This window comes from Glycomyces tarimensis (genome assembly GCF_054776215.1).
Genome location: NZ_BAAHCB010000024.1, coordinates 71881 through 82474, shown reverse-complemented (window position 1 = coordinate 82474; position 10594 = coordinate 71881). Strand labels below are relative to the sequence as shown.

General features: G+C 70.8%; 8 protein-coding genes. 2 read left to right on the top strand and 6 right to left on the bottom strand.

The genetic code is table 11. From position 1 onward, the window contains the following. From ACYVK3_RS19600 to ACYVK3_RS19590, 3 genes are all read right to left on the bottom strand, one after another. The coding region (locus ACYVK3_RS19600; RefSeq protein ID WP_460499063.1) for an RNA polymerase-binding protein RbpA at nucleotides 1-167 on the bottom strand (167 nt) is incomplete at its 3' end. 210 nt (nucleotides 168-377) lie between these two features. Beyond that, the gene (locus ACYVK3_RS19595) at nucleotides 378-3230 is read right to left on the bottom strand and encodes an ATP-binding protein (RefSeq protein ID WP_460499032.1); all 2853 of its coding nucleotides are present in this window, start codon (nucleotides 3228-3230) and stop codon (nucleotides 378-380) included. Nucleotides 3231-3341: 111 nt separating this feature from the next. After that, a complete protein-coding gene (locus ACYVK3_RS19590; RefSeq protein WP_460499031.1) occupies nucleotides 3342-4508 on the bottom strand; it encodes an ROK family protein in 1167 nt (388 codons plus the stop codon). A gap of 57 nt (nucleotides 4509-4565) precedes the next feature. Here ACYVK3_RS19590 and ACYVK3_RS19585 point away from each other — a divergent pair, with 57 nt between their 5' ends. Beyond that, the gene (locus ACYVK3_RS19585) at nucleotides 4566-6767 is read left to right on the top strand and encodes an HAD-IA family hydrolase (protein WP_460499030.1); all 2202 of its coding nucleotides are present in this window, start codon (nucleotides 4566-4568) and stop codon (nucleotides 6765-6767) included. Continuing rightward, nucleotides 6764-7888 (top strand): MFS transporter, encoded by a 1125-nt coding sequence (locus tag ACYVK3_RS19580; RefSeq protein ID WP_460499029.1) that lies wholly within the window; start codon nucleotides 6764-6766, stop codon nucleotides 7886-7888. The genes ACYVK3_RS19585 and ACYVK3_RS19580 overlap by 4 nt, the downstream gene beginning before the upstream one ends. Before the next feature lie 309 nt (nucleotides 7889-8197). On the opposite strand, the gene secG is transcribed toward ACYVK3_RS19580, so the two are convergent. The 3 genes from secG to ACYVK3_RS19565 form a co-directional block, all read right to left on the bottom strand. Continuing rightward, the gene (gene secG / locus ACYVK3_RS19575) at nucleotides 8198-8446 is read right to left on the bottom strand and encodes a preprotein translocase subunit SecG (RefSeq protein ID WP_460499028.1); all 249 of its coding nucleotides are present in this window, start codon (nucleotides 8444-8446) and stop codon (nucleotides 8198-8200) included. 159 nt (nucleotides 8447-8605) lie between these two features. Continuing rightward, on the bottom strand, nucleotides 8606-9391 hold the full coding sequence (tpiA, locus tag ACYVK3_RS19570) for a triose-phosphate isomerase family protein (RefSeq protein ID WP_460499027.1): 786 nt from the start codon (nucleotides 9389-9391) through the stop codon (nucleotides 8606-8608). Then, entirely contained in the window at nucleotides 9392-10588 is a 1197-nt protein-coding gene (locus ACYVK3_RS19565; RefSeq protein ID WP_460499026.1) for a phosphoglycerate kinase, read from the bottom strand. Between the last annotated feature and the right edge of the window lie 6 nt (nucleotides 10589-10594).

The window sequence follows — 10594 nt, the reverse complement described above, 5'->3', positions numbered from 1 at the left end:
TCCCATTCGACCGGGACGTCGACGTACAGCGCGAAGGATCGGACGGTCTCGTGTCCGTTGGCGCACCAGTAACTGACGTTCTGCCGGGCCACCGGTTCGCCGCGCTCCGAGTGGAGTGCCTGGGTCGCGCCGATACGGGTGCCACGGATGGCGTGTCCGTTGGACATATGTGTGATCGCTCCTCACAGATGGGGGATCTTCTGTGCATATCGGCCGGACGCGTTTGCGGCTCCGCAGGCGTCGCCAGGGTCACCGGCCGGAGCGGCAGGGGAACCGCCCGTGGAAATTCTATGACGCACAGCACACAAAGTAAAGGCGTCATTGACGGACTCCGGTCGATTCAAGACGCCCATTCGGGACGAATTCGGTAATGCGACTCACTGTCCATTCGCATCTCGCAATTGGCGGAGATGGTCGCGGATTCCCGCTGCCAGGCTCGCGAACTCGGGATCGGCGAGCCTGGGCAGGACCGTATCGGCGCACGCTTCGGCTCCGGCGAGGTCGCCGGCGTCGGCGAGGCGGTGCATGAGCCGGTGGGCGGCGGCGACCGCGCGCCGGGCGAGGAGTTCGCCTTCGCCGAGCACCGCGAGCGCTTCACGCAGCATCGGCACCGACGCTTCGTGGGCGTCCAGGTACCCGGCGTACTGGAGCAGGGTCTCCCCCAGTTGGTCGCGGCATGCCTCGCGGTAGGCGGGCGGCAGTTCGCCGTTGCGCCAATCGCTTCGCAGTTCGTCGGCGAGCGCGCGCATCGTCGCCGATCCGCTTTCGCGGCTTGCCGATTCGTCGGATTCGGCCTCGGCCCACACCGCGGCGCGGATCGAGTTCGCCGCCGTGGGAAGCGCGCCGAGTTCGCGCCACGCAGCTTCGGCCCGGCCGTAGCACTCGACGGCCGAGGCGCCGTCGCCGAGCAGTTGGAGGTACCGGCCGGCGAGGTGCGCGGCGCGCGGATACACGGTCGGGTTGGGGTGCGCGAGCCCGCCGTCCATGAGGCGCAGTGCTTCGAGGGCGTGCTCGGCGCCCGTCCGCGGCTCGTTCAGGTCCTCATAGGAGCAGGCGAGGAGGAAGCGGACGTCGGCGAGGCGCCAGTGCTCGGATTCGTCCATCGACGGCAGGTCGGCGAGCGCGGCCTCGAAGACGACGATCGCCTCCTGGCAGCGGCCCTGCGATGCGAGCGCGATGCCCATGAGGTGCCTGGCGACGCCGGCGCACCCGGTCTCCTTGGCGAGGTCGTAGTGTGCGGCGGCCTGGAGCGCGTGGTGCTCGGCGGTGTCCCAGCGCCCGAGGTTGACCGCGCATTCGGCGGCGGTGAGGTGGACGGCGGCGACCGGGAAGGCCGGGAGTCCGGGCTTGACGCGGGCGACGCCGGCCTGAGCGACGCGCAGGCCCTCCTCGAAGTCGCCCGTGCGGTTGAGAATGGAGGCGTATTCGACCGCGCCGATGAACGCCTCGTAGGAGTGGTCGCCGGCTTCGGCCTGTTCGAACGCGGCGCGCATGAGCGCCGTGCGGGCTTCGGGATCGGTCTCCATGGACGCGAGGGTGAGCGTCAGCCGGGCGCGGACGTGGCCGGCGCGCGGGTCCTCGGGGAGCGCGGCGAGTTCGGTGTCGATCGCGTCGATGGCGTCTCGGAGCGCCTGGTCGGGGTCCTGTCCGTGGTGGCGGCAGCGTTCCAGGAGCGCGATGTGGGCGAGCGCTCGGGCGCGCAGGGCACTGGCGGGGTCGCTCGGGGCGATCCGCTCGGCCGCGTCGATGACCTCCTGTGCTTCGGCGGCGGCCGCTTCGGGGTCGGCGTGGACGCTCCACACGAGGACCGAGGCGCGGTTGGTGAGGGCTCTGCCGTCGAGTCCGGCCGCGAGGAACGCTTCGCGGGCCTTCGCGGCCCGCTCCACGGCCGCTTCCAGGCCGCCTTCGACGTCGATGGAGGCGATGATGGCTTCGGCCGCGTCGGCGGGTTCGAGTTCGACGCCGAGCCGTCGCGCGATTCGGTCGACGCGGCGCCAGTGCTCGTCGGTGTCCTCGGCGAACTCGGCGGTCGCCCGGCGGGCTCGGGCGAGGGCCGTTTCGAACAGTTCCGGTGTCGCCTCCTCGGGTTCGCCCGCCACCGGCTTCGGTGCCGGTACGGTGTGGAGGGTCTTGAGCCCCAGGGGAACATGGGGGTAGGCGTCCACGTAGCTCGCCCGTTCCCGGGAAGTCCGGGACTGGGCGTCGTTGCCGTTGCGCCGGTCGTAGCGGTCGCAGATGGCCTGGCGCTCGGCTTCGGCCCATGCGTGGAGCTCGTCGGCGCGCCAGTGCCGCTGTCGGGGGCCGGGCACTTCGGTGCCGCCCATGCCGCGGGCCAGGAGCGCGGCGCAGGTGAGCTGGACGCTTTCGAGGAGGTATCGGCGGTCCTGCGGCGAGAGCTCGAGCTCGTAGAAGCGGGCGTGGGCGGCGATGATCTCGACGGCGCGCGCCTCGTTGCCGGTGAGCGCGCAGAAGCGGAGGTGCTTGGCGACGGCGTAGAGCATGTCGTCGTTGCTGCGGCTGATGAGGTAGCCGTGGAGGTGGTTGGCGCGGGCCTGGTCGAGGCGTCCGAGGGCGGTCAGCGGCAGCAGGGAGCCGGCGAGGGCCGCGTGCGGCTCGTGGGCGCACGCGAGCCCGCCTTCGAGGACGGGTTTCCACAGTTCGATCGCGCGCTCGTGCCGCCCGTCGTCGGCGGCGATGCGGCCGAGGCGGTGGCAGCGGCAGGCGGCGCAGTTGCTCATGCGGTCGGGTTCGGTCGAGGTGATCGCCGCGAGGGCCTTCGCCGCGCGAGCCTGGTCGCCGAGGTGGTCGGCGAGGGCGTGTTCGGCCTCGTGGACGGGGTGGAGGGAGTGCCCGGCCTCGGCGTAGCGGCCGCGCATCCGCTCGAGCCATTCCTCGATCGAGTCGAGCGGCACCTCGGGGTGCTCGATCATCTTGTGGATGACCCACTTGAACATCCAATAGACGCTGTGTGCGGTGCGCCGACCGAAGTGCTGTGGGGCGGTGTCGTAATTGCGGAGCAGCCGCGCGAAGGGCACGAGGATCCTTGTCGAGTCCATTGAGTACTCGTATGAGTTGACCAGGGCCGCGAGCGTCTCGTTGAGCAACGGCTGGTCACCGGCCGCGTCGACGGCGTCGATGTGCGCTTCGAGGGCGGCGGATCGCGCTTCGCCTCGCGGTTCGGCGCAGATGCGTTCGAGGGTACGGCGCAGTTCGGTGGAATTGTCTGACATGAGAGGGCTCTCTGTATTCGGCGGCGAGGGAACGCGCATGCGATGCAACTGCAGTGTGCCATGTGGTCAGACGGCATCGTTGTGAGCCCTGTTCGGTCAGCACGCGGGAACTCAGCGTCGTTCCTCGGCCCAGCGCGCGATGCGGTCCTCGGTGAGAATCTCGTCGAAGGCCGCCTCCGCCGCGCCCAGCAGCGGGCCGTCCTCGCCGAGCGACGAGGCGAGCAGCGGGGGCGGGTCGGCGCGCCTGAACCGCATCAGACCATTGGTGTAGGCCTCCTCGAGCGCCTCCGGCGCCCGGCGGGACAGCTCGGTGGCCAGCCCGCCGAACACGACGGCCTCGGGGTCGAGGGCATTCACCAGCCCGGCGACGCCGCGCCCGAGGCCGCTCGCGCAGGCGTTCACGGCGGCGCGGGCGTCCGGTGCGGGATCGGTGAGGGTGGCGGCGGCGTAGGCGCGGGGGTCGTCGGGTTCGGGCTCGCCCCGGTGCCGGGCCATGGCCCGGCCGTCCACAGTGATGTCGAAGCATCCGTGTGCGCCGCAGGGGCACAGCAGCTGCGGATCGCCGAACGGAACGTGGCCGAACTCGCCGCCGGCTCCGGAGGCGCCGGTGACCGGGCGCCCCCGGTCGACGAACACGCCGCCGATGCCGACCTCGATGGTCAGGAACAGCACGGTGCCGTCCGGATGGGAGGCCCTCGCTTCGGCCATGCCGGTGAGGTTGGCGTCGTTGGAGAGCGTCTGCGGCACACCGGGAATGAGCGGTTCGATCGTGAATTCCTGCCAGCCGAGGGTGCTGGCCTGCGCGACGCGCCGGTGCCGCACGGTGGCGGCGGCCGAGATCGAGACTTCTCGCAGGCGCGCGCCGTAGCGCTCGGCAAGGGCGCCGGCCGCGTCGCGGAGCTCGGCGACCACGGCGCCGGGGGTGCGGTCGCGGTGGCGGCCGGTGACGACGTCGCTGAGGCGCCCCTCGAGGTCGACGGCCGCCATGCGCCAGTCGGCGTGCCGGAGGTCGACCACCACCGCCAGCGGCCCTTGCGGGTGGGCGTGCAACGTGGTGGTGGGGCGGCCGCGGCCGGCGGGCGGCGCGGGCCGCTCCGCGAGCAGGTCGAGATCCCTCAGGCGCGAGCAGATCTCGGTGGCCGAACCGCTCGCGATGGCCAGGGCGCGGGCGGCCTCGGCGCGGGTGATGCCGGGGCGCGAGCGGACGAGCCGCAGCATGTCGAGCGCCCCTATCCACCGGGCCGCCTCGGCGCGACCGACCTTGATTCTGGCTTGCATCCCGAGCCTCCACGTATTATCCTCGCCATACGAGTCTATTATTTCCCGGATGGCACCATGCGAAGCTATAACAATGTCAAGGCCGTCCTGCTCGACATGGACGGGACCCTCGTCGACTCAGACGCGGCCGTTGAGCGCGCCTGGCACACCTGGGCCATCGAGCACGGCATCGATCCGTCCGAGGCGATCGCCATCGCGCACGGCTCCCCCGCGCCGACCACGGTGGCGCGGCTGCGACCGGACCTGAGCCGAGCCGAAGTCACCGTATCGGCCGCCCGCCAACTGGAGCTCCAGTACGAAGACGTGTCCGACGTGGTCGCCACGCCCGGCGCGCACCGACTCATCGAAACCATGAACCGCATCGGCCTGCGATGGGCCGTGGTCACCAGCGCCGACGACCGCCTCGCCAAAGACCGTCTCGCGGCCGCCGGGATCACCCCGCCGCTGCTGCTGACCATAGACGACGTCTCGCGGGGCAAGCCGGACCCGCAGGGCTACCTCGATGCCGCCGAACGCCTCGGCGTCGACCCGGCCGACTGCCTGGTCGTCGAGGACTCCGAACCGGGACTGGCGGCAGGACGCGCCTCCGGCGCGCTGACCGCCTCCCTGCGCGGGCTCGACGCCGATCTCGTGCTGAGCGACCTCGGCCAGTTGGCACGGGTGCTGGAGCATGCGCACGACCCGAGCGGATGGTGGCGCGACGCCGCCGGATACCAGGTCTACGTGCCCTCCTTCGCCGACAGCGACGGCGACGGCTGGGGCGACCTGCGTGGCGTCGCCGAACGCCTCGACCACCTCGCCGGACTCGGCGTCGACATGGTCTGGCTGACCCCGTTCTTCAGCTCCCCCATGCGCGATCACGGCTACGACATCGACGACTACCTGACCGTGGACGCGAGGTTCGGCGGGCAGGAGGCGTTCGACGAGCTCATCGCCGCCGCGCACCGCAGAGGGCTCCGCGTCATCGGCGACCTGGTCGTCAACCACACCAGCGACCGGCACCCGTGGTTCCGCCGGGCGGCGTCGAGCCGCGAGGCCCCTTACCGCGACTACTACGTCTGGCGCGACCCCGCGCCGGACGGCGGCCCGCCGAACAACTGGCTCTCGCACTTCGGCGGCCCCGCCTGGACCTACAGCGAGGCCACCGGACAGTACTACCTGCACCTGTTCAATTCCGGCCAGCCGGACCTCAACTGGCGCAACCCCGCCGTCGCCGACGAGATCGATGCCGTGATCGAGCACTGGCTCGGCCTGGGCCTCGACGGCTTCCGCATCGACACCGCCGCGTACCTGCTCAAGCACCCGCAGCTGCCCGACAATCCGCTGCTGCCGCCCGAGGCGCGGTTCCTCAGCGGCACGGTCGCCGCCGACTGGACCCGCCAAGACCACCGCTACGACATCAACCAACCCGACGTCCATGCGATCCACGAGCGCTGGCGGCGCGTCGCCGACCGGCACGGCGCGCTGCTGGTCGGCGAGATCTACGAGATGGACCCGATCGCGCTCTCGGCCTATCTGAGCGCCGAGCGCCTGCATTCGGCGTTCTGGTTCGGGCTGCTCGTGGGCGAGTTCGACCCCGTCGAGACGCCCGCGGCGCTGTTCACGGCGGCACAGACGTCGCCCGAACTGTCATGGGCCCAGGGCAATCACGACGCCAAGCGGGCCGCCGGCAGGCTCGGACGGCGGCGGTCGCTGGCGATGCAGGCGCTGATGGCGTTCCTGCCGGGCATGAGCTGGATCTATCAGGGCGAGGAACTCGGGCTCCCCGACGGCGTCGTGCCGCCCGAAAGGGCCGCCGACCCGCTGGCGGCGGCGAATCCGGAGGCGAGCCGCGATTCGGCGCGCACCCCGATGCCGTGGTCCCACGGGCCAGGGCTCGGCTTCTCGACCGGCGAACCGTGGCTGCCGCTGGGCGGGCGGACCGAACGGGACACGGCCGTCTACCAGGCAGCCGATCCCGTCTCGCCGCTGAATACCACGAAACGCCTGCTGGCGGCGCGCAACGCGATCCCCGTAGCGCTGCCGGGCCGGCTGGACGAGTGGAAGGCCGAACGAGGCCTGGCCTGGTTTCGCCGCGGCACCGTCCAAGTGTGGGCGAACCTCGGGGACGGCCCGATCGAGATGCGTCCTGAAGGGACCATCGTGTTCGACAGCGACGACCCCGCGGCCACCGCCGAAAACGCGGCGGGCCCGAGAACGCTGGCTCCCGGCCAGGCCATAGTCGCGATCGACGCCGCGCAGAGCCGGTCGGCATGGTGACCGGCGAGGCCGCCCACACCACCGGCAAGCAGGCGGATCTCGCGATCGGCGGTGCTCAGCTCGCGCTGGGGTTCGCGGTGGCTACGTTCGGGCCGTACTTGGCGACACTGGCCGACGAACTCGACCGGCCCCGCGCAGAGCTGGTCTGGATCACCTCGACGTTCGGGGTCGGGCTGGTGCTGGCGGCCGTGCTCGGCCCCGCCGCGCTGCGTGCGGGGCCGGGGGTGGTCTTGCGGTTCTCGTGCCTGGGGATGGCGATCGGGACGGCGGCCATGGCCACGACTCCGGCACTGCCGGTGGCCGGGGCGGGTTCGGTGCTGGTCGGTTTCGGAGGCGCGGCGATCACGCTCGTGACTCCGGCGATGCTGCGGGGTCCCGGGGCCGCACGAAGGCTCACGCGAGCGGTGGCGGCCGCGAGCACGGCCGGGATCAGCGCGCCGTTGGCGTTCGGCCTCTTGGAGTACGCCGATCTGCCGGGGCGGCTGGCGCTGCTGCTGCCGGTGCCCGTGCTGCTCCTGGTGGCGGCACGGCGGACGGTGGAGGTGCCGAGGCGCGAGCCCGACCGCGGGGTCAAGCCGCCGGTGGGACCGGCGACGATCGGATGGCTGCGCATTGTGCTGGCGGTGGCGTGCGAGTTCTGCTTCGTGGTGTGGGCGGTGGCGCGGCTGGTCGACACCGGGGCGTCGCTGGGGACGGCATCGGTGTTGAGCACCGGGTTCGTGATCGGCATGGCGGTGGGAAGGCTGGTGGGACCGAGGTTCGCCGAGCATCCGAGGGCGGTGCTGGTCGCGGCCCTGACGGCGATGACAGGGACCGCGATCGTCTACGCGGGGAACGAGCCGGCGACGGTGACGATCGGCATCACCATCGCGAGCCTCGGCATCGCGCTGCTGTATCCGATCACTCTGGCGCAGTTGGTGGCCGTGCCGAACTTGAACGCGAGGCATTCGGCGTCGATCGGTTCCCTGGCGTCCGGGACCGCGATCCTGACGGCACCGACCCTGCTGGGGTGGCTGGATACGACGATGGATCTGCGGACGGCGTTCCTGCTGCCGATCCCCCTGTTGATCGCGCTGCTGGCCTTGATGCCCAAGCGGAACGCAAAGGCTGTGCCTCGATAGCAGGACGGCGGGGCCGAGCGAAGCAGGCCCGTGATAGGAGCATCCTCGTAAACGTCGATGCGCTCGGCTTCGATGAGCGTGAATGGCGTCTGGCCCGGGCCGGCTCCGGGATAGGCCGCATCGAGATACCCCGAGGCACTGGTGTCATGAGTCTGGACGGCGATCCCGAAGAGCCGCTGCGCGATTTCCGGAGTGGCTCCCAATCGCAGCGCCACCCCTGGACGCTCTCCATTCGACCGTTACAGCAGAAGGCCGGGGGTGCGGCGGAGCTTCGCTCCCCCGCACCCCCGGCCTTGAAGTCTGAGGCTCTTAGACCATTGCTCTCAGGAGCAGGCCGTAGGCGACGACGCAGGCGAACCAGATGACGCCCACGCCGATCGTGATCCTGGTGAGGTTGCGCTCGGCCACCGAGGAGCCGGAGGCCACCGACGACATGCCGCCGCCGAACATGCTCGACAGGCCTCCGCCCTTGCCCTTGTGCAGCAGCACGAGGAGGATCAGCGCGCCGCTGGTCGCGAGCAGGGTGATCAGCAGGGCGTAACTCAGTACCGTCATCATCGGTGATCGGGTGTCCTCTCCAATGGTTCAGGATGTCCGCTGGGCGGGCGTCCGTGCAAAAGTCTAACGCAGCGGGCATATCCGCCTCATACACGGGTGTGACGCCCAAGAAAGTAGGGCCGCCGTACGTCGTTGTACGGCGGCCCTGGCATGTGATCCCTAAGCGCCTGCGTGCTCGGGGAAGCGGACGATCTTGGCGAACTCCTCGGCGTCGAGGCTCGCGCCCCCGACGAGGGCGCCGTCGACGTCCGGCTTGGCCATGATCTGGGCGATGTTCACCGACTTGACCGAACCGCCGTACAGGATCCGGACCCGCTCGGCAACCGCACCGAACTTCTCGGCCAGTGCCTGGCGCAGCGCCCCGATGACCTCCTGGGCGTCCTCGGGGGTGGCCGTGCGGCCGGTCCCGATCGCCCAGACGGGCTCGTAGGCCACGACGACCTTGGCGAGCTCCTCCTCGTTCAGCCCGTCCACGGCGGCCAGCAGCTGGCTCACCGTGTGGGGAACGTGGTTCCCGGCCTCGCGGACGTCCAGCGCCTCGCCGACGCACAGGATCGGGCTGATGCCGTTGTTGAGCGCCTGGCGGACCTTCGCGGCCACCAGCTCGTCGCCCTCATCGTGGTACTGCCGGCGCTCGGAGTGGCCGACGGCCACGTACGAGCAGCCGAGCTTGGCCAGCATCGAGGCGGCGATCTCGCCGGTGTAGGCCCCGGACGGGTGCGCCGACACGTCCTGGGCGCCGTAGCCGACGGTCAGTTTGTCGCCGTCGACGAGCGTCTGCACGCTGCGGATGTCGACGAACGGCGGCAGGACGACGGTCTCGACCGCTTCGAGCTGCTCGCGGGTGAGGCTGAAGGCCAGCTTCTGCACCAGCGAGATCGCTTCGAGGTGGTTGAGGTTCATCTTCCAGTTGCCGGCGATGAGCGGCTTGCGAGTCTCAGACATTTAGTCCTCCAGTGCGTCCAGGCCGGGCAGGGTCTTGCCTTCGAGATACTCGAGGCTCGCACCCCCACCGGTGGAGATGTGGCTGAAGCCGTCCTCGGGCAGCCCGAGCGTGCGGACCGCGGCGGCGGAGTCGCCGCCGCCGACCACGGTGAACGCCCCGGAGTCGACCAGCGCCTGCGCGACGGTCTTGGTGCCGCGGGCGTAGTCGGGGAACTCGAAGACGCCCATCGGGCCGTTCCAGAAGACGGTCTTGGCCTGCGCGATGCGCTCGGCGAACAGCGCTGCCGAGGCGGGCCCGATGTCGAGGCCCATGCGGTCCTCGGGGATCGCCTCGACGGACACTTCGAGCGGCTCGGCGTCGGCGGCGAACTCGGCCGCGGTGACGACGTCGCTCGGCAGCAACAGCTCCACGCCGAGCTTCTCGGCTTCGGCGAGGTAGCCCTTGCAGTTCTCGATCTGGTCCTTCTCCAGCAGCGAGTTGCCGACCTCGTGGCCTTGGGCCGCCAGGAAGGTGAAGGCCATGCCGCCGCCGATGACGAGGGTGTCGACCTTGCCGAGCAGGTTGGAGATGACGGCGAGCTTGTCGGAGACCTTGGCGCCGCCGAGCACGACCACGTAGCCCCGCTCGGGGTCGCCGGTGAGCTTGGAGAGGACCTCGACCTCTTTGGCGATGAGCCAGCCCGCGTAGTGCGGGAGGAGCTTCGCCACGTCGAAGACCGACGCGTGCTTGCGGTGCACCGCGCCGAAGGCGTCGTCGACGTAGACGTCCCCGAACGCGGCCAGCCGGCCGGCGAACTCGGCCCGCTCGCTGTCGTCCTTGCTGGTCTCGCCCTTGTTGAAGCGCAGGTTCTCGAGCACCAGCACGTCGCCGTCGCCTTGGGCGACGGCCTTGGTCTCGGCGTCCCCGTCGACGGTGTCGCTCGCGAAGGCGACCTCGCGGCCCAGGACCTCGCCCAGCCGCTGTGCGACGGGAGCGAGCGAGAACGCCGGGTCCGGCTCGCCCTTCGGGCGGCCGAGGTGCGAGCACACCACGACGCGGGCGCCCGCCTCGGCGAGGGCCTTGACAGTGGGCGCAACGGCGCGGACGCGGCCGTCGTCGGTGATGTTCTTGCCGTCGAGAGGAACGTTGAGGTCGGCGCGCACGAGGACGCGCCGACCGTTGACGCCCTCCTTCAGGAGTTCGTCGAGTGTCTTCATGGTTGT

Bases quoted from the DNA above. Each gene is read 5' to 3' on its own strand.
- ACYVK3_RS19595 (WP_460499032.1), bottom strand. From the start codon at position 3,230: ATGTCAGACAATTCCACCGAACTGCGCCGTACCCTCGAACGCATCTGC.
- ACYVK3_RS19590 (WP_460499031.1), bottom strand. From the start codon at position 4,508: ATGCAAGCCAGAATCAAGGTCGGTCGCGCCGAGGCGGCCCGGTGGATA.
- tpiA (WP_460499027.1), bottom strand. From the start codon at position 9,391: ATGTCTGAGACTCGCAAGCCGCTCATCGCCGGCAACTGGAAGATGAAC.
- ACYVK3_RS19565 (WP_460499026.1), bottom strand. From the start codon at position 10,588: ATGAAGACACTCGACGAACTCCTGAAGGAGGGCGTCAACGGTCGGCGC.
- secG (WP_460499028.1), bottom strand. From the start codon at position 8,446: ATGATGACGGTACTGAGTTACGCCCTGCTGATCACCCTGCTCGCGACC.
- ACYVK3_RS19585 (WP_460499030.1), top strand. From the start codon at position 4,566: ATGCGAAGCTATAACAATGTCAAGGCCGTCCTGCTCGACATGGACGGG.